We start from the raw sequence: 24,526 nt of genomic DNA, 5'->3' as shown, positions 1-24,526 counted from the left end.
CCTACGGAAGGCCATCGGCCTCTGGCCGATGGCGGCGATGCTTGCCGGGTTGACCGGCAAGCACATCGCCTGAGGCGGGCCGGCTTGGGAGCAGCCCGGCGCTCGACCCGCCAATTTATGCGGGTGAAGTGACGGGTGCCTTCAGGCCGGACTGAAGCGCGCGCTGCACCTGGTCCTGCCAGGGCAGCCCGTGCACCACGCCGTTGAGCTCCAGGGCCAGCTCCATCGGCGCCAGCACCTCGCCGTCTTCGTTGAGCAGCTGGATGTTGCTGACCAGGGCCATCGGATCGGCCAGGGCCACCATGCCCGGCGGCTGGCTGACCCAGTCCCAGGCAACGCCCGCCGCCGATTCCCCCGAGCGGCTCAGCCACAGCGTCTGGCCGCTTGACGGTCGTCGGCCGGCGCCGGCCACCAGCACTTGGGTGCTTAGGTGCGCGAATTGCAGACCGGACAAGGCCTCCACGGCGCACAAAATGCGCGGCCAGGCGTACACAATCCAGGCAGGGTTCGTCGACATCTGGTCTCGATGGGCTGGGGGCGCCGGTGGCGCCGTGGCCGCGAGTGTGCGGCGACGGCGCGATGGCGCCAGCTGTAAACCTTGTCAGGGGGGCGCCGGGCGCCGCAGTATCCCGTTATGAGGTCAATGCTTCAGGGGCGCTTCCAGGCCGTGCTCGGGGCCGAGAGCCAGCCCGAGTTCCGCGCCGAGATCGAGCGTTTCACGCATTCGCTGGATTTCCAGACCTTCTCGGCCATGACCGTGGTCGATCATGCGCTGGGCAAACCTGAATTCATCGTCCTCGACAACTGCCCCACGGGCTTTGCCGAAGCCATGCACAACCCGCAGCTGGGCCTGCAGGACCCGGTGATGCAGCATTGCAAGCGCTACAGCGTGCCCATCGTCTGGGACCAGCAGACCTATGTCGGCGGCGGCAACCCCGATCTGTGGGACGCGCAGGCCAGCTTCGGCTACCGCACCGGCATCTGCCTGGCCCTGCACCTGCCCGAGGGGCGGCATTTCCTGCTGGGCGTGGACCGCGACCAGCCACTGCCGGAAGACCCGGCCTACGTCACCCGCATGGTGGCGGACCTGCAATTGTTCGCCGTCCATGCCCTGGACACGGCCCTGCGCGTGCTGCTGCCGCCCGAGCAGCAGCTGGAGCGCCCGCACCTGACCCCGCGCGAGCTGGAGGTGCTGCGCTGGACCATGGATGGCAAGACCGCCTGGGAAGTCGGCGCCATCCTCGGCATCACCGAGCGGACGGCGGTGCTGCACCTGAGCAATGCCGGCCAGAAGCTGGGCTGCAACAACAAGCACCAGACGGTGCTCAAGGCCCTGCGCCTGGGCCTGATCCGCTGATCGGCTGTGCCCGCGCCGGGCAAGCTGTAAGAGTTGACAGTTATGGGCCCGGCCACCCGCTGCTGCAATGAGGCTGTGCATCCCGCACGAGTCCATTGGAGTAACGGCCATGAACCAGCCCGAGACTTTCGACTTCTGCCCGCAAGCCGACGAACCTGTCGAAATTGATCCGCAGCTCTTGAAGCTGATCAGTGGCGGTGACGGCGAAGGCGACGGCGGCACGCCTCCGCCGCCTCCCGGAGATGCTCCGAAGGGCACCTGGTAAGCCAGCCTTTTCGGTACCCAACAACACATCGCTGTCATCACCGCCGGTCTCCGTGCCGGCAAAGCAATGTTATTCAGAACCGAAGCGCTGTCCGCACAAGACCATCAATGGCTCGGCAGCGCCCAGGTTCAGCAGTCTCTGCAACTCAAGGCGCTCACGGTCCTGGCTGTGAGCGCCGTTTTCTTGGCGGCCGGTTTTCTCTTCATCGGCGAGTACACCCGCAAGGCACGGGTCACCGGGCACCTGATTCCGGTCGGCGGCGTGCAGCCGCTGAACTCCCCTCAAGCCGCCCTGCTCCTGCAGCGCCTGGTGGAGGAAGGCCAGGCCGTCAAGGCGGGCGATGCGCTCTTTGTCCTCAGCCTGGACAGCGCCAGCGAAGGCAGCGGCGAAGGCGTGGCCCGCAGCCTGCTGCTACGCCAGCGCTCGCTGGCTGAGACGGCCGAACAGCAGAAGGCGCTTTTGCAGCGCCAGCGCGAAGACCTCGGCCTGCGCAGCCAGGCCGTGCAGCGCGAGATCGAGCAACTGCAGCAGGCAGAAAAGCTGCAGGGCGAAAGGCTCGCGCTGGCACGCCAGAGCTTGTCGCGGCATGTTGCCCTGGAGCGCGAGCAATTCGTGTCGGCCGCCCAGGTCCAGAACAAGCGAGAGGAGGTGCTCGGCCTGCAGGTCCAGCAGCAGGACTTGCAGCGCCAGCGTGAAGGCCTGCAACGAGAGCTGCTCGGCCTGCAGGCCCGAGGCCGTGAACTGCCGCTGGAGTCGGCCGCGCGCCAGGGCCAGATCGAGAGGGAACGCTCCGAACTGCAGGCCCTGGGGCTGGAGGCCGAGGCCCGGCGCCGGCTGATCGTGCGCGCGCCGGCCGATGGCGTGCTGAGCACGGTGCAAGCCGAACCCGGCCAACCTGTCGCCGCTGGTTCCCGCCTGGCCACCGTGCTGCCGCGCGACGCCACGATGCTGGCCCATCTCTATGCGCCGTCCAGCGCCATCGGCTTCGTGCATCCGCAGCAGCAAGTGCAATTGCGCTACCAGGCCTTCCCGTACCAGAAGTTCGGCCATCAGCGAGGCAGGGTCTTGCAGGTGTCGCGCACGCCCTTGTCGGCGCAGGAGCTGGCCCAACTCTCGCTGCCGGCGGGTGCGGGCGGGCATAGCGAGCCGCTGTACCGGATTACCGTCGCCCTGGAGCGTCAGTCTGTTCCAGCATTTGGCAAAGAGCAGGCACTCACTGCCGGCATGCAACTCGATGCCGATGTGCTGCTTGAGAAGCGCAAGCTGATCGAGTGGATCTTCGAGCCGCTGCTGGCTTTGGGCCGCCGTGTCTGAGCCGCTGCTCTCGCAACTGCAGTGGGGCAAGCGCCGCCGCCTGCCCCTGCTCTTGCAGACCGAAGCTGCGGAATGCGGCCTCGCCTGCCTGGCCATGGTGGCCGGCGCGCATGGCCATCAGGTCGGCCTGGCCGAGCTGCGGGCGCGGTTTTCCGTCTCGCTCAAAGGCAGCACCGCCGCCGACATCGTGCGAATGGCCGATGGCCTGGGCCTGGCCTGCCGCGCCCTGCGGGCCGAACCCAAGCATCTTGCGCGCCTGCAGCTGCCCTGCATCCTGCATTGGGACTTCAAGCATTTCATCGTGCTGGCCGAGGTGAACGGCGACCAGGTCGTCGTGCACGACCCGGCCCATGGCCGCCGCACCATGCCGATGGCGGAACTGTCGCGCCACTTCACCGGCATTGCCTTGGAGCTGCGGCCGGGCGCCGATTTCCAGACCCGCGCCGCCGCCCCGGCACCCAGCCTGCGCCAGCTGCTCGGCCGGGTGAGCGGCCTGCGCCGCGCGATGGGCCAGGCCCTGGTGCTGGCGCTGGCGCTGGAGCTGCTGGTCCTGCTCTCGCCCTTCCTGCTGCAATGGGTGGTGGACGGCGTGCTTGTTGGTGCCGACCGCGACCTGCTGGTCACGCTGGGCCTGGGCTTCGGCCTGCTCGTGCTGCTGCAAGTCGCGGTGGGCGCCCTGCGTTCCTGGGCGGTGCTGGCGATGTCGGCCAGCCTCAATCTGCAGTGGCTCAGCAATGTCTTCGCCCATCTCCTGCGGCTGCCGCAGGCCTGGTTCGACAAGCGCTCGCTGGGTGAGATCTGGTCGCGCTTTGGCAGCGTGCAGCAGATCCAACGCACGCTGACGACGCGCTTCGTCGAGGCCGTGCTGGACGGCCTGATGGTGATCGTGACGCTGGCCATGATGTGGCTGTACAGCCCGCGCCTGAGCCTCGTTGCCCTGCTGGCTGTGGCCGGCTATGGCGCGCTGCGCTGGGCTTTCTATGCGCCCTTGAAGGAAGCGACCGAGGAGCAGCTGGTGCACGAGGCCAAGCAGAACGGCTTTTTCGTCGAGTCGCTGCGCGGCGCGCCGGCAATCAAGCTCTTCAATGCCGAGCCGGCCCGCAGCGCGCGCTTCTCCAACCTGGTCGTGGAGCAGATGAACGCCTCGCTCAGCATGCGCCGGCTGGAGCTGTGGATGGGCGTCTCGCACAAGCTCCTGTTCGGGCTGGAGCGCGTGGCCATCGTTTGCCTCGGTGCCTGGCTGGTGCTGGAGCGTGAGCTGTCGGTGGGCATGCTGTTCGCCTACCTCGCCTACAAGGAGCAGTTCAGCAACCGCCTCGCCGGCCTGATAGACAAGGGCGTGGAGCTGGCGATGCTGAAGCTGCAGGGCCAGCGCCTGGCCGACATCGTGCTGAGCGCGCCCGAGCAACGTGGCCCCGCCCTGCCCCTGGCTGCCGGCGCCACGCTGGAGCTGCGCGAGGTCTCGTTCCGCTATGCCGATGGCGAGCCGGAGGTCATCAAGCGCTGCTCGTTCAGCATTGCGCCGGGCGAGTCGGTCGCTCTGGTGGGGCCTTCAGGCTGTGGCAAGACGACGCTGATGAAGCTGATGCTGGGCATGCACGAGCCGCAATCCGGCCAGGTGCTGGTCGGCGGCCAGCCGCTCGCCAAACTGGGCCTGCAGAGCTGGCGTTCGGCCGTGGGCACGGTCATGCAGGACGACCAGCTCTTCGCCGGCAGCATTGCCGACAACATCAGCTTCTTCGAGCCGGGCGCCGACTCTGCCTGGGTGCGTGAATGCGCACGACTGGCCTGCGTGGACGAAGACATCGAGGCGCTGCCGATGGCCTACCAGAGCCTGGTCAGCGACATGGGCAGCAGCCTCTCCGGCGGCCAACGCCAGCGCATCCTGCTGGCGCGCGCGCTCTACAAGCGGCCGCAGTTTCTCTTGCTGGACGAAGCGACCAGCGCATTGGATGTCGAACGCGAGCGCTTGCTCAATGCCTCGCTGCGGCAATTGCCGCTCACAAAAATCGTTATTGCCCACCGGCCCGAAACCATCGCGGCGGCACAGCGGGTGATCGCCTTGCAGGGCGGCCGGGTAGCGCAGGACCTGCGCAGCCTGTCGGCCTGAGTCGGTTGGCAGCTAGCGCGACTGCCAGGCAGAAGCGCTCCAGTTCGGCGCCGCTTCATTGATCAGCTGGAGGATCTCGGGCGGCAGGTCGCCTGCGCCGGTCAGTTGACGGACTTCCAGGATGTCGTCCGCACCAAAGCCGGAGGGCGCCCGCAAGGCCCACTTGATGGCCTCTTCCAGCGAAGGCACCTCGATCAGGTAGAAGCCGCCGACCAGCTCCTTGGACTCGGCGAAAGGGCCGTCCACCACATAGCGCTTGCCCTTGGCCACCGCGATGCGGGCACCGGGCGCTGCGGGGTTCAGGCCTTCGGAGGCCACCAGCACGCCGGCCTGATGCATCTCCTCGTTGAAGCGCATATAGGCCTTGAACAGCTCTTCATCGAAGCCTGGTTGCGGCTCGCCTGGGTCTTTCTCGGGGTTCGACTGTGCGGTGATGATGAAGCGCATGGCTGGTCTCCAGATGTCTTGTGGCTCGATACAGCGACGACGAACAGCTGCCCTGCGAATCGACTGGCTTCGCTTCACTGGCCGAGCGCAGGGCCGCTCCCTCGGGGAGCCGTTTCCTTTTCCATCCAGCCCAGCCAGCGCATCGCCTGCTCGCGGCTTTCGCCGCACATCATCTCGCTGGGCTGCAAAGAGCCGCAGACAGCAGGCCGCTCCGGGTGGCCGAAGATCTTGCAGCGGTCTTCATCGTCGAGCTGGACGCAGCGCACGCCCGCCGGCTTTCCCTGGGGCATGCCAGGGATGGGCGAGCTGATCGACGGGGCGATGCAGCAGGCGGCGCAATGATCACGGCATTCCATCGCGAGATTGTCGCTGCCGGCCTTGCCCCCGGCCGTGACTTATCCACAGCCGCCCCGTAAAATTCAGGGTTTGCCCGCGCCCACTTCCTGGCGCAATTTCGAGGCGCTCTTGATGCTCTATCCCAAGGAATTCGACGTCATCGTGGTGGGTGGCGGCCATGCCGGCACCGAGGCCGCGCTGGCCGCTGCGCGCATGGGCGCCAGCACCCTGCTGCTGACGCACAACATCGAGACCCTGGGCCAGATGAGCTGCAACCCGTCCATCGGCGGTATCGGCAAGGGCCATCTGGTGAAGGAGGTCGACGCGCTGGGCGGTGCCATGGCCGCGGCCACTGATGAATCGGGCATCCAGTTCCGCATCCTCAATGGCTCCAAGGGCCCGGCCGTGCGTGCCACCCGCGCCCAGGCCGACCGCATCCTCTACAAGGCCGCCATTCGCCACCGCCTGGAAAACCAAGCCAATCTGATGCTGTTCCAGCAGGCGGTGGACGATCTGATGGTGGAGGGCGACCGCGTGGTCGGCGCCGTCACGCAAAGCGGCCTGCAGTTCCGCGCCCGCGCCGTGGTGCTGACCGCCGGCACCTTTCTCGATGGCCGCATCCATATCGGCCTGCAGAACTACAGTGCTGGCCGGGCGGGTGATCCTCCGGCGGTGTCGCTGTCGGGCCGCCTGAAGGAGCTGAAGCTGCCGCAGGGCCGGCTCAAGACCGGCACGCCGCCGCGCATCGACGGCCGCACGATCGACTTCTCCAAGTGTGAAGAGCAGCCCGGGGATCTGAGTCCAGTGCCGGTGTTCAGCTTCATGGGCCACGCCGGCCAGCATCCGAAGCAAGTGCCCTGCTGGATCACCCACACCTCGGCCCGCACGCACGAGATCATCCGCTCGGGCTTCGAGCGCAGCCCCATGTTCACCGGTGTGATCGAGGGCGTCGGTCCGCGCTACTGCCCGTCCATCGAAGACAAGGTCAACCGCTTCGCCGACAAGGACTCGCACCAGATCTTCCTCGAACCCGAAGGCCTGACCACGCACGAGTTCTACCCGAACGGCATCTCCACCTCCCTGCCCTTCGACATCCAGCTCGCTGCGGTGCGCTCGATTCCCGGCCTGGAGCACGCGCACATCCTGCGGCCCGGCTATGCCATCGAATACGACTACTTCGACCCGCGTGAGCTGAAGTCCAGCTTCGAAACCCGCGCCATCCAGGGCCTGTTCTTTGCCGGCCAGATCAATGGCACGACCGGCTATGAAGAGGCGGCGGCCCAAGGTCTGTTCGCCGGCATGAATGCCGCGCTGCAGGTGCAGGGCAAGCAGGCCTGGCTGCCGGCGCGCGACCAGGCCTACCTCGGCGTGCTGGTGGACGACCTGATCACCAAGGGTGTGACCGAGCCCTACCGCATGTTCACCAGCCGGGCCGAGTTCCGCCTCCAGCTGCGCGAAGACAATGCCGACGCCCGCCTGACCGAAGTCGGCCGTCAGCTGGGCCTGGTGGACGACGCCCGCTGGGACGCATTCAACCGCAAGCGCGATGCTGTTTCACGTGAAACAGAGAGGCTGCAGTCCACGTTTGTGCACCCCGGCATCCTGCCGGCGGCGGATGCCGAGCGCCTCGTGGGCAAAGCCTTGGAGCGCGAATACACATTCGTCGACCTGCTTCGCCGGCCCGGCGTGGTGTTCGACACGCTGGCCGAAGTGGCCGCCATTGCCCGGCCAGAGCTTGGCGTTTCGCGCGCCGCACTGCATGAGGAGCTGGGCCAGACCCTGGCCGACGCGGTGATCGAGCAGATCGAGACCAGCACCAAATACGCCGGCTACATCAACAAGCAGGTTGATGATGTGGCTCGCGCCGCGCACTTCGAGCACCTGAAGCTCCCGGACGAGCTGGACTACGGCCAGGTTACCGCCCTCTCCTTCGAAGTCCGGCAGAAGCTCGGCAAGCACCGGCCCGAGACCTTGGGCCAGGCTTCGCGCATCTCGGGCGTGACCCCGGCGGCAATCTCGCTGCTCCTGGTCCACCTGAAAAAGGGTCGCTTCAAGGGCTTCTTCGACACGCCCACCGCCGCCTCCAACGACGACACGAACGCTGCCGCATGAGCCCCGCCCGGCCGCCCGTAGGGGCTCATTTCCGCTTGGCGGAACGGCGCGCAGCGCCAAAGGTGCACAACACATGACAGATGCCAACCCCTTGCGCCAACCGCTGGCAGCGGCCGCGCAGACGCTGGGCCTGAGCCTCAGCGACAGCCAGCTGGACCAACTCCTCAGCTACCTGGGACTGATCCAGAAGTGGAACAAGGTCTACAACCTGACCGCCGTGCGCGACCCGCAGGCCATGCTGGTCCAGCATCTGGTGGACAGTTTGAGCCTCTTGCCTGCGCTGCGTCGGCATGCCGCTGGCAAGCCCTCAAGCCCTTCGCAGGGCTGCTCCCAAGAAGGGCCTGGCTCCCTCGGGGGGCAGGCTGCGTACTCGCAGACGGGGGGCTCACATCTCAGATTGATGGACGTCGGCAGCGGCGGCGGATTGCCGGGTGTGGTTGTCGCCATCTGCGAGCCGACCATCGACGTGACCTGCGTCGACGCGGTCGCCAAGAAGGCCACCTTCATCAAGCAAGTGGCCGCCGAACTGGGTCTGAAGAACCTGCATGGCGAGCACTCGCGGGTCGAACAGCTGAGCGCTGCCCCCTTCGACCTGATCACCTCACGCGCCTTCGCCTCGCTGCTGGACTTCACGACGCTGACTCGGCAACACCTGAAGCCGGGCGCAATCTGGTTGGCCATGAAGGGCCAACACCCCGCAGACGAGCTGGCCGCCCTGCAGAACCAAGCACAGGACCTCGACGTGTTTCACGTGGAACAACTGCTGGTACCGGGCCTGGATGCGCAGCGCTGTCTCATCTGGATCAAACCCCGCGTGTGATTCCGGATTTCGGTCCCGCTGCGGCGGGCTACCATCGCGCCTGACTAGAAAAGAACTAAACCCATGGCCAAGATCTTCTGCATTGCCAATCAAAAGGGCGGGGTCGGCAAGACCACCACCACCGTCAACCTGGCCGCCGGCCTGGCCCAGGTCGGACAGCGCGTGCTGGTGGTGGACCTGGACCCGCAGGGCAATGCAACCATGGGCTCGGGCATCGACAAGCGCAAGCTGGAGCTGAGCGTCTATGACGTGCTGCTGGAGTCGGCCTCCATCGCCGAAGCCAAGACCCGCAATGACAAGGTCGGCTACGACGTGCTGGGCGCCAACCGCGAATTGGCCGGCGCCGAGGTCGAACTGGTGGAGCTGGAGCGTCGGGAGAAGCGCCTCAAGCTCGCACTGCAGGCCGCCAACGACGACTACGACTTCGTCCTGATCGACTGCCCGCCCTCTCTCTCGATGCTGACCCTGAACGGCCTGTGCTCGGCACACGGCGTGGTCGTACCCATGCAGTGCGAGTACTTCGCGCTGGAAGGCCTGTCCGATCTGGTCAACACGATCAAGCAGGTGCATGCCAACCTGAACCCGGACCTGGAAATCATCGGCCTGCTGCGCGTGATGTTCGATCCGCGCATCACCCTGCAGCAGCAGGTCAGCGAACAGCTGAAGGCCCACTTCGGCGAGAAGGTGTTCGACACCGTGATCCCGCGCAATGTGCGCCTGGCCGAGGCGCCGAGCTACGGCCTGCCGGGCGTGGTGTTCGACCCGGCGTCCAAGGGCGCCCAAGCCTTCGTCGAGTTCGCGCGCGAGATGGTGCGGCGGCTGGGCAAGTAGATCCTGGCCCTGTCGATGACCCAGCTCAGCGCCCTCGCCCGCCGTGCGGAGGCTGCGGGCCTGAACGCCAGTGCGCCGCCGCAGGAAGCCGAGATCGACGGATGGCTCTTGCGCCTCTCGCCCGGCAAGGCGAAGCGGTCTCGCTGCGTCAACGCACTGGCCGAAGGACGGCTGCCGCTGAACCAGCTGCTGGAGCGCTGCGGCCAGGTGTTCGCCAAGTCCGGCCTGCCCTTGATCATCCGCATCACGCCCTTCAGCCAGCCGGCCGACCTGGACCGGCGGCTGCAGAACCTGGGCTGGTTCGAGTTCGACTGGGCCGACGTGATGGTGCGGACCACGCTCGACGAACTGCCCTCCACACCCGGCCTGCGCGCCATGGATGGCGACCGCTATGCAGCGACCGTGGGCCAGCTGCGTGGCTCCAGTCAGGTCGCCATCGAGGCCCATGCCGAGCGCATGCGCCACGCACCTCGGCCCTACCAGGGCTTCATCCTGGAAGGGGCTGAAGGTGAGCTACTCGCGCTCGGCCAGATCGTGGTCGAGGATGACATCGTCGGCCTGTTCGACATCTTCACGCCGCCCGAGCAACGCGGGCAAGGCCACGCGCTGACCCTCTGCGCGGCGCTGCTGAAAGAAGCGCGCCGCCAGGGCGCCTACCAGGCCTATCTGCAGGTGGGCACCGACAACGCCGTCGCCAAGCGGCTCTATGCCCGGCTCGGGTTCGAGTTCGCCTACCGCTATCACTACCGAAGCAAGGACCCGGCCGCCGCAGCCGACTGAAGAGCGCAGCAGCGCTGCCCCTGACAGCGGCCCAAAACGCTCACACTTACGCTGTTATTACATCGCCAACAGCGCAACGGGGCGCACAACCCCCATGCTCAGTCGCGGGGCTTCCAGACCTTGATCAGGATGTGGCGGGTGAAGCCCGGCAGGTAGTCGTGCACATGGGTCACGCACGTGAAGCCCAGGCTCTCGAACCATTCGGCCGTGCGGTCCGACAGCGTCTCGACCAGGGCATCAAGGCAACCCAGGCGCAAGGCCTCGGCTTCGGCGCGGCGCATCACCGCCGTGCCGAGACCACGGCCGCGCCATTCGTCCTCGACCCAGACCTGGTCGATGAAGAGGCGGCGCAGTTCCGTGTGGCCGGTCAGGCCGGCCACCAGGGCCTCGCCATCGCCTTCATAGAGCCCCAGCGAGAACGCCTGTGGCTGCCCGCCCATGGCATGGGCCTGGCGGTAGGCGTACTCACCTTCGGCGACGCGCTCGGCGTCTTCGGCTGACAGCCCGAGCTGCCAGCGCCGGTTCTCAGCGCTCACTCAAAGCCCCAGTGCTTCGTCCACGCCGAGGTGCACGTTCATGCTCTGGACTGCGGCACCGCTGGCGCCCTTACCCAGGTTGTCCAGGCGAGCCATCACCAGGGCTTGGGTGTCGCTAGCGAACACGAACAGGTCGACCCGGTTCGTGTCGTTGCAGGCCTGCACATCGAAAGCGCCTTCGGCCAGCGTCTCGGCGTCGCGCAGCGGCATCACGCGGATGAAGCGCTCGCCTTCGTAGTGCTGGCTCAAGGCCGCATGCAGGTCTTCGGCCCTGGCACCGGCGCGCAACTGGCTCAGGTGCAGCGGCACGGTCACGGCCAGGCCCTTGTAGAAGTTGCCGACGATGGGCATGAACACGGGCGCGGTCTTGAGGCCCGTGTGGGCCATCATCTCGGGCAGGTGCTTGTGCTGCAGGCTCAAGGCGTACGGGCGTGGCGAAGTCAGCTTGGGCTCACTTGCCGTTTCGTATTGGGCAATCATGGACTTGCCACCACCCGAGTAGCCGGTGATTGAGGTGGCGCTGACCAGGGCATCGGGCGAGAGCAGGCCGGCATCGACCAGCGGGCGCACCGCCAGGATGAAGGCGCTGGCATGGCAGCCCGGGTTGGCGATGCGCTTGGCGGCGCGGATCTTCTCGCGCTGAGCCGGTGCCAGCTCGGGCAGGCCGAAGGCCCAGCCGGGCACCGTGCGGTGGGCCGTGCTGGCGTCGATCAGGCAGGTGCTCGGGTTCGTGATCATGGCCGCCGCTTCGCGCGAGGCGGCGTCCGGCAGGCACAGGAAGGCCACGTCGGCGGCGTTCAGCAAGCGGGCGCGTTCGGCCGGGTCCTTGCGCTTGTCGGCGTCGATCTTCAGGACCTCGATGTCACTGCGCTGGGCCAGGTACTCGTTGATGCGCAGGCCGGTCGTGCCCTCCTGGCCATCCACATACACCGCGAACTTCGTCATCCCGCTCTCCAGCACAATTCAATCAGTCAATCAAAGAAGAATGCGAAGCATAAGGCCAAGAAGATGTCCGACTCCCTGCGTGTGTTGATACTGCCCGGCTGGCAGAACTCCGGTGACGAGCATTGGCAAAGTCACTGGGAACAGCGCTATGGCGATGAGCGCGTGGAGCAGGACGACTGGCTCTGGCCCCGGCGCGGCGACTGGATGGCCCAGCTCGACGAGGCGTTGCTCACAGACAAGCGCCCCGCTCTCCTGGTGGCCCACAGCCTGGGCTGCCATCTGGTGGCGGGCTGGGCCGGGCATTCGCAGCACACCGGCCGCGTGATCGGCGCCCTGCTGGTGGCGCCACCCGACACCGAGCGCGAAGAATTTCCGCCGCAATTGCACAACTGGCGCCAACCGCGTCTGGGCCGGCTGCCGTTTCCAAGCATCGCGGTACTGAGCAGCAACGACCCCTACGGCGCCCTGGACCGCACCACGGCGCTGGCCACGGCCTGGGGTGCCACGGTCGTCCACGCCGGCCCGCGCGGGCACCTGAACAGCGAATCCGGCCTGGGCGTCTGGCCCGAGGGTCGCGCCCTGCTCGATCAACTGCGCCCGTAAGGGACAATCGCCCCCTATGGTCACGAAAAAACCCAAAGGCCTCGGCCTCGGTCTGGAAGCCCTGCTGGGCCCCAAGGTCAGCGATACCCCTGCCGCCGCGCGCGATGGCGAACCCAGCACGCTGAAGCTGGAATGGCTGCAGGCGGGCAAATACCAGCCGCGCACGCGCATGGACGAGGGCTCGCTTTACGAGCTGGCCGAGAGCATCAAGGGCCAGGGCATCATGCAGCCCATCCTGGTGCGCCCGATCAAGCCGAACGGCGATGCGCGTTACGAGATCATCGCCGGCGAACGGCGCTTCCGCGCCGCCAAGCTGGCAGGCCTGCGCGAGGTGCCGGTGCTGGTCAAGGCCGTGCCGGACGAAGCTGCGGCCGCCATGGCCCTGATCGAGAACATCCAGCGCGAAGACCTGAATCCGCTGGAAGAAGCGCAGGGCCTGCAGCGCCTGGTGAACGAATTCCATCTGACGCATGAGCAGGCCGCGCAGGCCGTCGGCCGCTCGCGCAGCGCCGCCAGCAATCTCTTGCGTCTGCTGCAACTGGCTGAGCCGGTGCAGAACATGCTGATGGCCGGCGACATCGACATGGGCCATGCCCGCGCGCTGCTGCCACTTGACGGTGCTCACCAGATCACCTCCGCCACCGAGATCGCCGCCAAGAAGCTGAGCGTGCGCGAGGCCGAGAAGCTGGTGCAGCGCCAGCAAGGTGCCGCGCGCCAGACGCCGCTGCTGCGTGTGAAGAGCAGCAAGAGCCGCGACGTGCTGCGCCTGGAAGAAGAGCTGTCAGACCTGCTGGCGGCCCAGGTCGAGATCCATGTCAAGAAGCGCACCAAGCGCGGCGAGCAGGGCGAAGTGAGCATCCAGTTCGGTTCGCTCGACGAGTTGAACGGCCTGATCGACAAGCTGCGCGGTCCGCAGTAATTTCTGCTCGGATCCTGATGTGAGAAAGGCCGTGCCTCATGCACGGCTTTTTTCTTTGTGGATCTGTAAAGCAGCTTGCAGCATGCATCATCGTTGCCGCAACATCACCCCATGAACAGGTGCCAGGTCTTGCCATCGCAGACGGGGCTTGTTCGGCGTAGCATGATGTCAACGCAAGACGGATTGAAGATGTTGAAGGGCTTAGCTCAGGCTTTTCAGATCATCAGTTCGACGCCTGTGAACGAAGCTTGAATCGAGCCCCCGCGCTGACGCGGAAAGCTCTGATGACGCCCCCCGCCCCGCCGGGGTTCGAGGACGCCATCAGAACTTCCCAGACGACGCCGGATGCACATGCTGCCCGACGCCGCCCCACGGTTTGCCCCTGGAGGTCAGCATGGACGTGATCAAGAACTTCACCGCCCGCTACGAGCGCACCAAGGTCGAGGAACTCACGCTCGAGGAATACCTCGCGGAGTGCAAGAACAACCCGCTGGCCTATGCCACCGCCGCAGAGCGCATGCTGCAAGCGATTGGCGAGCCGCAGATGGTGGACACCCGCAACGACCAGCGCCTCTCGCGGCTCTTCGCCAACAAGACGATCAAGATCTATCCCGCCTTCGCCGAGTTCTTCGGCATGGAAGACGCGATCGAGCAGGTCGTCAGTTACTTCCGGCATGCCGCGCAAGGCCTGGAAGAGAAAAAGCAGATCCTCTATCTGCTGGGGCCCGTGGGCGGCGGCAAGAGCTCCATCGCCGAGCGGCTCAAGCAGCTGATGGAGCAGGTGCCCTTCTATGCACTGGCGGGTTCGCCGGTGAATGAAACCCCGCTGGGCCTCTTTGACGCGGCCGAGGACGGCCCCGCATTGGAGCGCGAGTACGGCATACCGCGCCGCTACCTCAATCGCATCCTGAGCCCCTGGGCCGTCAAGCGGCTCGATGAATACGGCGGCGACATCCGCCGCTTCAAGGTCGTGAAGCGCTACCCCAGCGTCCTGAAGCAGGTGGGCGTGGCCAAGACAGAACCGGGCGATGAAAACAACCAGGACATCTCCAGCCTCGTGGGCAAGGTCGACATCCGAAAGCTAGAAACCTATGCACAGGACGACCCGGACGCCTACAGCTACAGCGGCGGCCTGTGCCTGGCGAACCAGGGCCTGCTGGAGTTCGTGGAGATGTTCAAGGCGCCGATCAAGGTCTTGCATCCGCTGCTGACAGCCACGCAGGAAGGCAACTACAAGGGCACCGAAGGTTTCGGCGCCATTCCGTTCGACGGCATCGTGCTGGCCCACAGCAATGAGAGCGAGTGGAAGACCTTCCGCAACAACAAGAACAACGAAGCCTTCCTGGACCGCATCTACATCGTCAAGGTGCCCTACTGCCTGCGCGTCAGCGAGGAAGTGAAGATCTACGAGAAGCTGATCCGCGGCTCCTCGCTGGCCCAGGCCAAGTGCGCACCAGGAACACTGAAGATGATGAGCCAGTTCGCCATCCTCACGCGCCTGAAGGAGCCCGAGAACAGCTCGCTGTATTCCAAGATGCAGATCTACGACGGCGAGAACCTGAAGGACACCGACCCGCGCGCAAAGAGCTACCAGGAGTACCGCGACTACGCCGGCGTGGACGAAGGCATGACGGGCATCTCCACCCGCTTTGCCTACAAGATCATCTCCAAGGTCTTCAACTTCGACAGCGCCGAAGTCGCGGCCAACCCGGTGCACCTGATGTATGTGCTGGAGCAGCAGATCGAGCGCGAGCAGTTCCCGGCCGAGACCGAGCAGAAGTACGTCGGCTTCATCAAGGAGGCCCTGGCGCCGCGCTATGCGGAGTTCATCGGCAAGGAAATTCAAACCGCCTATCTGGAAAGTTATTCAGAGTACGGCCAGAACATCTTTGATCGTTATGTGACCTATGCCGACTACTGGATCCAGGACCAGGAATACCGCGACACCGACACCGGCGAGGTCTTCGACCGCTCGGCCCTGAACGGCGAGCTGGAGAAAATCGAGAAGCCGGCTGGCATCAGCAACCCGAAAGACTTCCGCAACGAGATCGTCAACTTCGTCCTGCGGGCCCGCGCCAGCAACAATGGCAAGAACCCGAGCTGGACCAGCTACGAGAAGCTGCGCACGGTGATCGAGAAGAAGATGTTCTCCAACACCGAGGAGCTGCTACCGGTGATCAGCTTCAATGCCAAGGCCAGCGCGGATGAGGCCAAGAAGCATGAGAACTTCGTCCAGCGCATGGTGGACAAGGGCTACACGGCCAAGCAGGTTCGGCTGCTGTGCGAATGGTATTTGCGCGTGCGCAAGAGTTCCTGAGCACGGGGCCCTTCCTTCATGTCGCTACAGCAGATCATCGACCGGCGGCTCTCGGGCAAGAACAAGTCCGTGGGCAACCGCGAGCGCTTCCTGCGCCGCCACAAGGAGCAGATCCGCGAGGCGGTGCGTCGCGCAGTGGACGGCCGCGGCATCCGTGACATGGAGCGCGGCGAGGACGTGCACATTCCGAAGAAGGACCTGAGCGAGCCGGTGTTCGGCCACGGCGAGGGCGGCGTGCGCGAGGTGGTGCGCCCCGGCAACACCGAGCACGTGAAGGGCGACCGCGTGGGCAAGCCCCGGGGCGGCCAGGGCGGCGGCGGCGGCAGCCAGGCCAGCGATTCCGGCGAGGGCGAGGACGACTTCGTCTTCCACCTCAGCAAGGAAGAATTCATGCAGGTCTTCTTCGAGGACCTGGCCCTGCCCAACCTCGCCCGCACCACGCTGGCCGACACGCCCGAGTACAAGACCCACCGCGCCGGCTATGTGTCAGACGGCACGCCTACCAATCTGCATGTGGTGCGCTCGATGCGCGGCGCCTTGGGCCGCCGCATTGCGCTGGGCATGGACAAGCGCCGCGAGCTGCATGAGCTGGAAGAACGCCTGGCCCTGCTGCTCAAGCATGAAGACCTCGGCAAGCCCGAGGTTCAGCTGGCATTGAAGGAAACCGAGGATCGCATCGCCGAGCTGAAGCGGCGCATCGAGCTGATCCCTTTCCTCGACCCCATCGACCTGCGTTTTCGCAACCGCGTGCGCGTGCCGGTGCCGACCACGCGGGCCGTGATGTTCTGCCTGATGGACGTCTCGGGCTCCATGGACGAGAGCCGCAAGGACCTGGCCAAGCGTTTCTTCATCCTGCTCTACCTGTTCCTGACCCGGCATTACGAGAAGATCGACGTCGTTTTCATCCGCCACCACACGCAGGCGCAGGAGGTGGACGAACAGAACTTCTTCCACGCCACCGAGACCGGCGGCACGGTCGTGTCGTCAGCCCTGGTGCTGATGGAGCAGGTCATCCGCGAGCGCTACCCGCCGAGCGAATGGAATATCTACGGTGCCCAGGCCAGCGATGGCGACAACTGGCACCACGACAGTGGCAAGTGCCGCGAGATCCTGGCCAACCAGCTCCTGCCCTTGTGCCGCTACTTTGCCTATGTGCAGGTTGCAGAAGCCGAGCAGAACCTCTGGGAGGAGTACGGCAAGCTCGTCGAGGAGGTGCCGCACTTCGCGATGCGCAAGGCGGTCGAGGTGGCGCAGATCTACCCGGTATTCCGCGACCTCTTTCGCAAGGAGGGAGCGAAAACATGAGCAGCCCCGAGAACCGCCGCAACATCGGCATCGCCCACATCGGCGACGAGTATGGTGGCCGTCGCCGTCCGCCGCCGCTGAAGGAGATGAAGCCGCTTCTCAAGCGCCCCGAACATCCCCTGCCCGCGCCCAGCGACTGGACCTTCGAGTTGATCGACGAGTATCACGACGTGATACGTGCCACGGCCGAGCGCTATGGCCTCGAGACCTACCCCAACCAGCTGGAGGTCATCACCGCCGAGCAGATGATGGATGCCTATGCGTCGGTGGGCATGCCGGTGAATTACCGGCACTGGAGCTATGGCAAGGAGTTCATCGCCACCGAGCGCAACTACAAGCGCGGCCAGATGGGACTTGCCTACGAGATCGTCATCAACTCCGATCCCTGCATCGCCTACCTGATGGAAGAGAACACCATGGCCATGCAGGCTCTGGTGATTGCGCACGCCTGCTACGGCCACAACAGCTTCTTCAAAGGCAATTACCTGTTCCGCATGTGGACCGATGCCTCCAGCATCATCGACTACCTGGTCTATGCCAAGAACTTCGTGGCCGAATGCGAGCAGCGCGAGGGTCTGGACGCGGTGGAGCAGTTGCTCGATTCCTGCCATGCCTTGATGAACCACGGCGTGGACCGCTACCGCCGCCCGGCCAAGCTCTCACTGGCCCAGGAGCGCGCGCGCTTGCATGATCGGGAGGCGCATGCACAGCGACAGGTGAATGATCTCTGGCGCACCCTGCCGCGCGGCAAGGACAAGGCCGAAGAAGGCCGCGAGGCGCGCCGCTTCCCGGATGAACCACAGGAGAACCTGCTGTACTTCATCGAGAAGAACGCGCCGCTGCTGGAGCCCTGGCAGCGAGAGATCGTGCGCATCGTCCGCAAGATCGCGCAGTACTTCTATCCGCAGCGCCAGACCCAGGTGATGAACGAGGGCTGGGCCACCTTCTGGCATCACCGCCTCTTGAACACCATGTACGACGACGGCTACCTGACCGACGGCATGATGATCGAATGGCTGAAGTCGCACACCAATGTGATCGCGCAGCAGCCCATGGCCAATCTGAATCCGTATGCGCTGGGCTTTGCGATGTACACCGACATCAAGCGCATCTGCGAGGCGCCGACCGAGGAAGACAGGCTGTGGTTCCCCGATATCGCCGGCGCCGACTGGCTGCCCACGCTGAACCATGCGATGCGCAACTTCAAGGACGAGAGTTTCATCGGACAGTACCTGAGCCCGCGGCTGATGCGCGAGTTCCGCCTCTTCTCCATCGTCGATGACGAGGCCGAAGACGAATACGAGATCTCCGCCATCCACGACGAAGCGGGCTATCAGCATGTGCGCCAGGCGCTGGCACGCCAGTACGACCTGTCAACGCGCGAGCCCAATATCCAGGTCTGGAACGTGAACCTGCGCGGCGACCGATCACTGACGCTGCGCCATACCCAGCACATGAACCGGCCCTTGCACGAGAGCGGCCAGGAAGTGCTCAAGCATGTGGCGCGGCTGTGGGGCTTTGGCGTGCACCTGGAGAGCGTCAACGACAAGGGCGACACGACCAAGCGTTGGTCGGTGCCCGCGCCACCCCATTAGCTGTAGCTGCAAGTGGCACGTTGCAGACGTTCGCCTTCTACTTCTTCGAAAGTACGGCGAAGATCAGGCCGCTAGCGGGCACCCCTTCGCTCCTGTCCCCCGTCACCGGCCTGCGGCCGGCGCCTCCTCCTTTACCTCGCTGCGGGGCACCCACTGCCGTCCTGCTCCGCACCACCGTGGCCTGCGCCGGGTGGCAGGCACAGGTTCGGCCGAGGGCGTCGGGTGAGGGTTTGGGCGAGGTAAAGGAGGAGGATCGGGCGAAGCCCGGTCCGGGGGACAGGAGCACAAGCCCTCACCCGATGGCCTCGGCAGCGCGAAAGAAGGAACCAGCGTGTGGCTGCTAAGTGCCGACCGCCATCTTTCACAGTGTGAAGATCTTCCCCGGGTTCATGATGTTGCGCGGGTCCAGCCCGAGCTTGATCGAGCGCATCATCGCCACCGCGCCCTCGCCGGCCTCGTCGACCAGGAAGCCCTGCTTGTGCAGGCCAATGCCGTGCTCGCCGGTGCAGGTGCCTTCCAGACGCAGCGCCCGCGCCACCATCTGCGCGCTCAATGCTTCGGCAGTCTCGCGCTCCGCGGGAATCTCCGGGTCGATCAGATAGCCCAGGTGGAAGTTGCCATCACCGACATGGCCGACGATGAAGTAAGGCAGGCCTGACGCCTCGACCTCCCGCACCGACTCGGCAATGCTCTCGGCCAGGCGCGAAATCGGCACGCAGGTGTCCGTGGTCACGCAGCGGCAGCCCGGCTTCATCTGCAGCGCTGAGAGGTAGGCATGGTGGCGAGCGGCCCACAGCCGGGTGCGGGCCTCGGGCGTCGTGGCCCAGTCGAAGTCTTCGCCACCGAATTCCTTCGCGATTTCCTGCACCGACTGCGCCTGCTCGGCCACGCCCGCCGCGGAGCCGTGAAACTCCATCAAGAGCATTGGCGCCTCGCGCAGCGCCAGCCGGTCGTGCTTGTTGACGGCGCGCACCGAGTTTGCATCCAGCAGCTCGCAACGCGCGATCGGAATGCCCATCTGGATGATCTGTATCGTCGTCTGCACCGCGGCGTCGATGCTCGGGAAAAAGCAGACCGCGGCCGAGACCGCCTCAGGCAGCGGATAGATACGCAGCGAAAGCTCGCTGATCACGCCCAGCGTGCCTTCGCTGCCCACCATCAGACGCGTCAGGTCATAGCCGGCACTGCTCTTGCGGGCGCGCGAGCCGGTGCTGATGGTCTCGCCGGAAGCAGTCACTACCTGCAGGCCCAGCACGTTCTCGCGCATGGTGCCGTAGCGCACCGCATTCGTGCCACTGGCACGCGTGGCCGCCATGCCGCCGAGCGTGGCATCGGCGCCAGGGTCGATGGGAAAGAACAGGCCGGCATGGCGCAGCTCGGCATTGAGCTGGTTGCGTGTCACGCCGGGCTGCACGGTCACCGTCAGGTCTTCCGCGTTGACGCGCAGGATCTTGTTCATCCGCGTCAGGTCCAGGCTGATGCCGCCCTGCACGGCCAGCAGATGGCCTTCCAACGAGCTGCCGGCGCCATAGGGGATCACCGGCACCGCATGTTCATTTGCCAGGGCGACGACAAAGGCCACTTCCTCGGTAGCTTCTGCAAACACCACGCAGTCCGGCGGCGGCGCATCGATAGGCGATTCATCCCGGCCATGCTGTTCGCGCACCGCCAGCGCGACGGAACAACGCGCACCCAAGCGATCGCCCAACGCAGCCAGCATGGCGGGCGGCACGGCGCGACCCGCGGCAGGGGCAGCGGCCATGGCAGCAGACAGGGCAGCGCTCATCAATCGATCTCCAAGGACTTCGGTCAATTCTAGGCAGGGCTTGTCAGCGGCCAGCCGCAGTGCCACGATGTCCGCATTGCAAGCACAGGAGTGTGGTCATGCAATGGATTGAACAGAACCTGGTCTGGTTGGCCGTCGCGGCGCTCGTTCTGCTGGCCCTGCTCAGCACCTTTCGCAGCGAGTTGCCGCTGCTGACCTGGCGTGAGCTGATGACGATATTGGGTGCGCCGCGCGGCAGCGCAGAGATCGCACCACCGCCGGAGCGTGTCCACCACAGCCCTGGCGCGCGCCCGCATGAGGCGATGCCGCACAAGCCCGCCTTCCACCGCAGCGGCAGACGCTCGATCCAGTGAGGCAAGATGCGGGTTTCGACGACTGAAGAACACCCGCATGGCCAACCGACTTTCACAGATCGCCACCCGCACCGGCGACGACGGCACGACCGGACTGAGCGACGGCTCGCGGGTGCCCAAGAACCACCTGCGCGTGCAGGCCATGGGCGATGTGGACGAGCTCAACTCCAACATCGGCGTGCTGCTGGCCGAGCCGCTGCCCGACGACATTCGCGAGCTCCTGATCACGATCCAGCACGAGCTCTTCAACCTGGGCGGCGAGCTGAGCATGCCCGGCTACGAGCTCTTGAAGATGGGCGCTGTGCTGCGCCTGGACGAAGCCCTCGCCCACTACAACGCCAACCTGCCGCGGCTGAAGGAATTCATCCTGCCGGCGGGCACACGCAGCGCTGCCATTGCCCATGTCTGCCGCACGGTGGCGCGCCGGGCCGAGCGTACCGTCATCACCCTGGTGGGCAGCGAGCCTGTCAATGCGCCGCCACGGCAATATCTGAATCGCCTGTCCGACCTGATGTTCGTGCTGGCCCGCGTGCTAAACCGCGCCAACCTTGATGGCAAGGGCGGCGACGACATGTACTGGAACAGCGCCCGCCTGAAGCGCTACGAAGAAGCCGACAAGGCCGAGCAGGAAGCCGCCGGGAAGGTCGGCTGATCGATCCATCAGCCCAGCTTTGCCACCGCCTCGCGCAGCCGCCTGGCATAGGCTTCACGCAAGGCCGGTGGCGCCATCACCTCGACCTGGCCGGCATGGCGCCACAGGTCCATCAAGAGTTCGGTCGCGTCAACGAAAGGCACCTGCAGGCGCCAGCGCCCATCGTCCAGCCACGCGCTCTGCTGCTGCGGATGCCACTCCTCACGTGAGACCCAGGCGGCCGCCTCGGCACTGAACACCAGCTCGGCGCGCTGCTCCTGGCCGCCGGCAAAGATGCCGTAGCCACGGTCCAGCTCCTCTTCCAGTTGCTTGACCGACAGCGTGCGGGCCTTGTCCTGCAAAGGCTCGGCCGCTTCCATCGCATCCAGCGCAAAACGGCGCAGGCCCTCGCTGCGGTGGCACCATGCATCCAGGTACCAGGTGTTGCGGTAATGAACCAGGCGCTGCGGCGAGACCTCGCGCTCGCTCGTTTCGCCACCGCCCGGGCCCCGCTTCAGGTAGCGCAGCTTCAGCCGTTGGCGCTTCACCACTGCGCTGCCCACGGTTTCGAAAAAGGCCGAGGGCGCGCGTCGCCGCGCGGTATTGATCAGCTTGATGCGCCGTGTCAGTTCGCGCGCCTCGGCCGGATCGCTGCCCAGCATGCCGGTGAGCTTGTCGAACATGGGCTGCAGGTGGCGACCGAGGATGCCTTCCTCATCGAGGCTGGACAGCAACTGATGCATCGTCAGGAGCGCGTGCAACTCCTTCTCGCTGAACCAGACGCCGGGCAACTCATGCTGGGCCTGGCCTTTCCAATGCTGCACGAGGCGGTAGCCGTTGGCCATGACGTCGTACTCGATGGGCGCATCCATGCGCTCGCGCAGGTACTGCAGGTCACGCTTCAAGGTGGCCGGCGACACCTCCAGCGCCTCCAGGAGCGCCGCAAAGCTGACGCACTCCCGGCTGCGGATGAGCATCTCGATCTTGTAGAAGCGTTCAGTGCGATCCATTGCGATCCGTTTTTCTTGGCTGTTTTTGCTGGCTCACGTCATGAGCTACCTGGCCGCGAGACTGTGCCACAAGCCTGAAGCAGGAACAGCAGGCCAGATGAATCGAATCGCCAACCAGGAGCACCAACCATGGCCCAGATCTCCAGCCCCGCTACCCTTGCCGCCACCAGCACCACCCATGCCCAGATCGAACTCGGGCTGGAAGCCGCAGCCGTGCGGCAGCCCGCCGAGGCTTCGGCCCACAGCCGCCTGGGCTACGAGCTGGGCTGGGACTTCGCCCACCACGGCCTCACACCACCGATCGAGCACCTGTTCAACGCCTCGCCGCTGCTGCAAGGCTGGCAGGCCGGCCGCGCCACTTTTGGCGCCCGCACGCTGAAGGCCTCGCGCCAAGTGAGCCTCTGGCTGCACCTGCGCACCCATGCCTGGGCCCGCGGCCGCCAGTTCGAGGCAATGCAATTGACGCCCAACTACCTGCAGCAGCTGGACAGCACGCATTGCCCCATCCTGCGCAGCCCGCTGGACGGCCAGGGCTCGATCGACCGGGTTCGGGACGACGCCGGCTATGCCGCCGGCAACCTGGTCCTGATGAGCACGGCGGCCAACCGGGCCAAGGCCCGCCACAGCCATGCCAGCGCGACCGAGCTGGCGCAAAGCGTGAGCCAGGGCCCCATCCAGAAGATTGCCGGCCTCGGCCCGCAGGAATGGCAGCGCGTGGCCGTGCTGTGCAGCTTCGTGACCGAACTGGCGCATGAAGACGCCGCGCAGATTCCCTTGAGCGTGCTGCCGCCGAACCGCCTGCGCCTGTTCAACCCGATCCAGGCCTTGCAGGCCCTGCTGACGCGCCAGTTGGCCACCCCCGGCTGGAGCCAGCGCCTGTCGCGCCTGGAAGCCTTGCTGACCAGCCAGGAGTCAAAGGCCGACTTCAACCGCTTCGTGATGGCGCTGGTGCCGCGCGTCTTGAAGGTCGATGCCCTGGAGCAGCCGCATGAAATCCGCTGGGCGCTCGAAGACGCCTGGGGCGATGCCCTGGTGATGAAGCGCTGGACCCGCTTTGCGCTGGGCCTCACGGCCGAGCAGGCGGAAAACCTGGTCCAGCGCGCGGCCGCCAAGCGGCTCTCGCCCGTCCATGTGCAAAAGCATGGCAGCGAGATGGCCACCGAGGGCTGGGCGCTGTCGCGCCGCGGCTATCGCGCGGCGTCCTGAGGTCGCTTCGTCCCAGACTGGAATGCAGGGCTCAGCCGGGCAGGCCCTGGCTCAGCTTCTCGACCGCGCCGCTCTGGTCCTGCAAGGCCACGTGATAGCCCTGGCCGACAAACCAGTCGGCCCACTGCTTGGCCCTGCCCTTGCCCGGCAACCACGGGCCGGACTTGTCCACATGCACATGGCTGCCACGGCGCTCGTAGAACACGACGCGCCACATGCCGCCACCCATGGAGGTGTCGAACTTGTTCATCGCCTGCCCGCTTCGAACAAGCCTCAGACCAGGCTGCGTTGCAGGCGCAATTCCTCGAGTCGAGCGCCACCGACCTCGGTGGTCTTCACACTGCCCAGTTCGCGCTTGAAGCCAGCCAGCTCGAAAAAGCGCAGCGCACGTTCATTGCGCAGATAGGTCCACAGCGTGACCTTGGTGCAGCCTTCTTCCTGGAGCCCGTCGCGAGCGGCGTCCCACAAGGCCAGGCCCACGCCCTTGTCCCAGTGGATGGGCGAGGCGTAGATGGCCCAGATCTCGCCGGTAGTGGCCGGCGTGCCCTTGTCGCGCGAGCGATCAAAGCCGGCAAAGCCCATGATCTGGTTGTCCAGATGGGCCACCAGCACTTGCGGCTCGGCGTAGTCGATGGCCTCGCGCCAGAAGGCCTGGCGCTTCTGCACCGAGATGCCGTCCAGCGTGGCGGCGGGCAGGAGATCCTTGTAGGCATCCTGCCAGGCAGCAACATGGATCTCGGCGATGGCTTTGGCATCACGCAAGGTGGCGGGGCGGACCTGGATACTCGACATAGGCAAGGAACTGGGGAAACAAAGGGTCGGCGAAAGGGCAGGATTGTCCTTGCCCTGCAGCCTTCGCGGGCCGCTTGACAGAGTGAAATTTTCTGCTTCCAACCCGTCACTGCCGAAAGCGCATTTCGGTGCCGCCGCCGGGCACCCGCCCATGCC

The 24,526-nt window shown here is 65.8% G+C and carries 25 protein-coding genes; 16 read left to right on the top strand and 9 right to left on the bottom strand.

The window, feature by feature from the left end:
- Positions 1 to 115: 115 nt before the first annotated feature.
- Positions 116 to 517, bottom strand: a complete 402-nt coding sequence (locus ABT392_RS19640; RefSeq protein WP_395384845.1) for a hypothetical protein — start codon at positions 515 to 517, stop codon at positions 116 to 118.
- 117 nt (positions 518 to 634) lie between these two features.
- Here ABT392_RS19640 and ABT392_RS19635 point away from each other — a divergent pair, with 117 nt between their 5' ends.
- From ABT392_RS19635 to ABT392_RS19620, 4 genes are all read left to right on the top strand, one after another.
- A complete protein-coding gene (locus ABT392_RS19635) occupies positions 635 to 1,357 on the top strand; it encodes a helix-turn-helix transcriptional regulator (RefSeq protein WP_395384846.1) in 723 nt (240 codons plus the stop codon).
- Positions 1,358 to 1,466: 109 nt separating this feature from the next.
- Positions 1,467 to 1,622 (top strand): hypothetical protein, encoded by a 156-nt coding sequence (locus tag ABT392_RS19630; RefSeq protein WP_334277958.1) that lies wholly within the window; start codon positions 1,467 to 1,469, stop codon positions 1,620 to 1,622.
- 66 nt (positions 1,623 to 1,688) lie between these two features.
- On the top strand, positions 1,689 to 2,936 hold the full coding sequence (locus ABT392_RS19625; RefSeq protein WP_334277959.1) for an HlyD family secretion protein: 1,248 nt from the start codon (positions 1,689 to 1,691) through the stop codon (positions 2,934 to 2,936).
- The gene (locus ABT392_RS19620) at positions 2,929 to 5,046 is read left to right on the top strand and encodes a peptidase domain-containing ABC transporter (protein WP_334277960.1); all 2,118 of its coding nucleotides are present in this window, start codon (positions 2,929 to 2,931) and stop codon (positions 5,044 to 5,046) included. The genes ABT392_RS19625 and ABT392_RS19620 overlap by 8 nt, the downstream gene beginning before the upstream one ends.
- Before the next feature lie 12 nt (positions 5,047 to 5,058).
- Here the strand turns inward: ABT392_RS19620 and ABT392_RS19615 are convergent, their stop codons facing one another.
- Both ABT392_RS19615 and ABT392_RS19610 read right to left on the bottom strand, forming a co-directional pair.
- The gene (locus tag ABT392_RS19615) at positions 5,059 to 5,493 is read right to left on the bottom strand and encodes a YciI family protein (protein ID WP_395384848.1); all 435 of its coding nucleotides are present in this window, start codon (positions 5,491 to 5,493) and stop codon (positions 5,059 to 5,061) included.
- Between the two features lie 74 nt (positions 5,494 to 5,567).
- Positions 5,568 to 5,849 (bottom strand): YkgJ family cysteine cluster protein, encoded by a 282-nt coding sequence (locus tag ABT392_RS19610; protein WP_395384849.1) that lies wholly within the window; start codon positions 5,847 to 5,849, stop codon positions 5,568 to 5,570.
- 112 nt (positions 5,850 to 5,961) lie between these two features.
- On the opposite strand from ABT392_RS19610, the gene mnmG reads away from it, so the two are divergent.
- From mnmG to ABT392_RS19590, 4 genes are all read left to right on the top strand, one after another.
- Positions 5,962 to 7,941, top strand: a complete 1,980-nt coding sequence (gene mnmG / locus ABT392_RS19605) for a tRNA uridine-5-carboxymethylaminomethyl(34) synthesis enzyme MnmG (protein ID WP_395386805.1) — start codon at positions 5,962 to 5,964, stop codon at positions 7,939 to 7,941.
- A gap of 73 nt (positions 7,942 to 8,014) precedes the next feature.
- On the top strand, positions 8,015 to 8,761 hold the full coding sequence (gene rsmG, locus ABT392_RS19600; protein WP_395384850.1) for a 16S rRNA (guanine(527)-N(7))-methyltransferase RsmG: 747 nt from the start codon (positions 8,015 to 8,017) through the stop codon (positions 8,759 to 8,761).
- 63 nt (positions 8,762 to 8,824) lie between these two features.
- Positions 8,825 to 9,592 carry a ParA family protein gene (locus ABT392_RS19595; RefSeq protein WP_334277964.1) on the top strand — a complete coding sequence of 256 codons (768 nt, stop codon included), beginning with the start codon at positions 8,825 to 8,827 and terminating at the stop codon, positions 9,590 to 9,592.
- A 15-nt stretch (positions 9,593 to 9,607) separates the two neighbouring features.
- A complete protein-coding gene (locus ABT392_RS19590; RefSeq protein WP_395384851.1) occupies positions 9,608 to 10,372 on the top strand; it encodes a GNAT family N-acetyltransferase in 765 nt (254 codons plus the stop codon).
- 98 nt (positions 10,373 to 10,470) lie between these two features.
- Here the strand turns inward: ABT392_RS19590 and ABT392_RS19585 are convergent, their stop codons facing one another.
- Positions 10,471 to 10,908, bottom strand: coding sequence for a GNAT family N-acetyltransferase (locus ABT392_RS19585; protein ID WP_334277966.1), 438 nt, complete (start codon positions 10,906 to 10,908; stop codon positions 10,471 to 10,473).
- Positions 10,909 to 11,853, bottom strand: coding sequence for an N-acetyl-gamma-glutamyl-phosphate reductase (argC, locus tag ABT392_RS19580; protein ID WP_395384852.1), 945 nt, complete (start codon positions 11,851 to 11,853; stop codon positions 10,909 to 10,911).
- Positions 11,854 to 11,916: 63 nt separating this feature from the next.
- Here argC and ABT392_RS19575 point away from each other — a divergent pair, with 63 nt between their 5' ends.
- The 5 genes from ABT392_RS19575 (at position 11,917) to ABT392_RS19555 (ending at position 18,592) form a co-directional block, all read left to right on the top strand.
- Positions 11,917 to 12,456: an RBBP9/YdeN family alpha/beta hydrolase gene (locus ABT392_RS19575; RefSeq protein ID WP_395384853.1), complete on the top strand. Its 540-nt coding sequence runs from the start codon at positions 11,917 to 11,919 to the stop codon at positions 12,454 to 12,456.
- A gap of 16 nt (positions 12,457 to 12,472) precedes the next feature.
- The gene (locus tag ABT392_RS19570) at positions 12,473 to 13,375 is read left to right on the top strand and encodes a ParB/RepB/Spo0J family partition protein (protein ID WP_334277969.1); all 903 of its coding nucleotides are present in this window, start codon (positions 12,473 to 12,475) and stop codon (positions 13,373 to 13,375) included.
- A 394-nt stretch (positions 13,376 to 13,769) separates the two neighbouring features.
- On the top strand, positions 13,770 to 15,692 hold the full coding sequence (locus ABT392_RS19565; RefSeq protein ID WP_334277970.1) for a PrkA family serine protein kinase: 1,923 nt from the start codon (positions 13,770 to 13,772) through the stop codon (positions 15,690 to 15,692).
- 18 nt (positions 15,693 to 15,710) lie between these two features.
- A complete protein-coding gene (locus tag ABT392_RS19560; RefSeq protein ID WP_464970849.1) occupies positions 15,711 to 16,997 on the top strand; it encodes a YeaH/YhbH family protein in 1,287 nt (428 codons plus the stop codon).
- Entirely contained in the window at positions 16,994 to 18,592 is a 1,599-nt protein-coding gene (locus ABT392_RS19555) for a SpoVR family protein (RefSeq protein WP_395384854.1), read from the top strand. Before ABT392_RS19560 ends, ABT392_RS19555 begins: the two co-directional genes overlap by 4 nt.
- 361 nt (positions 18,593 to 18,953) lie before the next feature.
- Here the strand turns inward: ABT392_RS19555 and ABT392_RS19550 are convergent, their stop codons facing one another.
- Entirely contained in the window at positions 18,954 to 20,378 is a 1,425-nt protein-coding gene (locus ABT392_RS19550; protein WP_334279835.1) for an FAD-binding oxidoreductase, read from the bottom strand.
- Positions 20,379 to 20,476: 98 nt separating this feature from the next.
- Between ABT392_RS19550 and ABT392_RS19545 the strand changes: the two genes are divergently transcribed.
- Complete coding sequence (locus ABT392_RS19545) at positions 20,477 to 20,731, top strand: hypothetical protein (RefSeq protein WP_395384855.1); 255 nt, start codon at positions 20,477 to 20,479, stop codon at positions 20,729 to 20,731.
- Between the two features lie 37 nt (positions 20,732 to 20,768).
- Positions 20,769 to 21,383, top strand: a complete 615-nt coding sequence (locus ABT392_RS19540; RefSeq protein WP_334279833.1) for a cob(I)yrinic acid a,c-diamide adenosyltransferase — start codon at positions 20,769 to 20,771, stop codon at positions 21,381 to 21,383.
- Positions 21,384 to 21,391: 8 nt separating this feature from the next.
- Here the strand turns inward: ABT392_RS19540 and ABT392_RS19535 are convergent, their stop codons facing one another.
- Positions 21,392 to 22,372 (bottom strand): helix-turn-helix transcriptional regulator, encoded by a 981-nt coding sequence (locus tag ABT392_RS19535; protein ID WP_334279832.1) that lies wholly within the window; start codon positions 22,370 to 22,372, stop codon positions 21,392 to 21,394.
- 129 nt (positions 22,373 to 22,501) lie between these two features.
- Between ABT392_RS19535 and ABT392_RS19530 the strand changes: the two genes are divergently transcribed.
- A complete protein-coding gene (locus ABT392_RS19530) occupies positions 22,502 to 23,578 on the top strand; it encodes a hypothetical protein (protein ID WP_395384856.1) in 1,077 nt (358 codons plus the stop codon).
- A gap of 31 nt (positions 23,579 to 23,609) precedes the next feature.
- On the opposite strand, the gene ABT392_RS19525 is transcribed toward ABT392_RS19530, so the two are convergent.
- A complete protein-coding gene (locus tag ABT392_RS19525) occupies positions 23,610 to 23,828 on the bottom strand; it encodes a hypothetical protein (RefSeq protein ID WP_334279830.1) in 219 nt (72 codons plus the stop codon).
- 23 nt (positions 23,829 to 23,851) lie between these two features.
- Complete coding sequence (locus tag ABT392_RS19520) at positions 23,852 to 24,370, bottom strand: GNAT family N-acetyltransferase (protein ID WP_334279829.1); 519 nt, start codon at positions 24,368 to 24,370, stop codon at positions 23,852 to 23,854.
- Positions 24,371 to 24,526: the final 156 nt, after the last annotated feature.

Source organism: Paucibacter sp. JuS9, assembly GCF_044043925.2.
Classification (GTDB): Bacteria; Pseudomonadota; Gammaproteobacteria; order Burkholderiales; family Burkholderiaceae_C; genus JAUASW01.
This window is presented reverse-complemented; position numbering and strand designations above follow the sequence as displayed.

Coding starts and splice junctions, on each gene's coding strand:
- ABT392_RS19560 (WP_464970849.1), top strand. CDS start 15,711: ATGTCGCTACAGCAGATCATCGACCGGCGGCTCTCGGGCAAGAACAAG.
- ABT392_RS19565 (WP_334277970.1), top strand. CDS start 13,770: ATGGACGTGATCAAGAACTTCACCGCCCGCTACGAGCGCACCAAGGTC.
- ABT392_RS19590 (WP_395384851.1), top strand. CDS start 9,608: ATGACCCAGCTCAGCGCCCTCGCCCGCCGTGCGGAGGCTGCGGGCCTG.
- ABT392_RS19550 (WP_334279835.1), bottom strand. CDS start 20,378: ATGAGCGCTGCCCTGTCTGCTGCCATGGCCGCTGCCCCTGCCGCGGGT.
- argC (WP_395384852.1), bottom strand. CDS start 11,853: ATGACGAAGTTCGCGGTGTATGTGGATGGCCAGGAGGGCACGACCGGC.
- ABT392_RS19625 (WP_334277959.1), top strand. CDS start 1,689: ATGTTATTCAGAACCGAAGCGCTGTCCGCACAAGACCATCAATGGCTC.
- ABT392_RS19635 (WP_395384846.1), top strand. CDS start 635: ATGAGGTCAATGCTTCAGGGGCGCTTCCAGGCCGTGCTCGGGGCCGAG.
- ABT392_RS19555 (WP_395384854.1), top strand. CDS start 16,994: ATGAGCAGCCCCGAGAACCGCCGCAACATCGGCATCGCCCACATCGGC.
- ABT392_RS19570 (WP_334277969.1), top strand. CDS start 12,473: ATGGTCACGAAAAAACCCAAAGGCCTCGGCCTCGGTCTGGAAGCCCTG.
- ABT392_RS19610 (WP_395384849.1), bottom strand. CDS start 5,849: ATGGAATGCCGTGATCATTGCGCCGCCTGCTGCATCGCCCCGTCGATC.
- ABT392_RS19525 (WP_334279830.1), bottom strand. CDS start 23,828: ATGAACAAGTTCGACACCTCCATGGGTGGCGGCATGTGGCGCGTCGTG.
- ABT392_RS19535 (WP_334279832.1), bottom strand. CDS start 22,372: ATGGATCGCACTGAACGCTTCTACAAGATCGAGATGCTCATCCGCAGC.
- ABT392_RS19530 (WP_395384856.1), top strand. CDS start 22,502: ATGGCCCAGATCTCCAGCCCCGCTACCCTTGCCGCCACCAGCACCACC.
- mnmG (WP_395386805.1), top strand. CDS start 5,962: ATGCTCTATCCCAAGGAATTCGACGTCATCGTGGTGGGTGGCGGCCAT.
- rsmG (WP_395384850.1), top strand. CDS start 8,015: ATGACAGATGCCAACCCCTTGCGCCAACCGCTGGCAGCGGCCGCGCAG.
- ABT392_RS19630 (WP_334277958.1), top strand. CDS start 1,467: ATGAACCAGCCCGAGACTTTCGACTTCTGCCCGCAAGCCGACGAACCT.
- ABT392_RS19615 (WP_395384848.1), bottom strand. CDS start 5,493: ATGCGCTTCATCATCACCGCACAGTCGAACCCCGAGAAAGACCCAGGC.
- ABT392_RS19545 (WP_395384855.1), top strand. CDS start 20,477: ATGCAATGGATTGAACAGAACCTGGTCTGGTTGGCCGTCGCGGCGCTC.
- ABT392_RS19640 (WP_395384845.1), bottom strand. CDS start 517: ATGTCGACGAACCCTGCCTGGATTGTGTACGCCTGGCCGCGCATTTTG.
- ABT392_RS19520 (WP_334279829.1), bottom strand. CDS start 24,370: ATGTCGAGTATCCAGGTCCGCCCCGCCACCTTGCGTGATGCCAAAGCC.
- ABT392_RS19595 (WP_334277964.1), top strand. CDS start 8,825: ATGGCCAAGATCTTCTGCATTGCCAATCAAAAGGGCGGGGTCGGCAAG.
- ABT392_RS19540 (WP_334279833.1), top strand. CDS start 20,769: ATGGCCAACCGACTTTCACAGATCGCCACCCGCACCGGCGACGACGGC.
- ABT392_RS19575 (WP_395384853.1), top strand. CDS start 11,917: ATGTCCGACTCCCTGCGTGTGTTGATACTGCCCGGCTGGCAGAACTCC.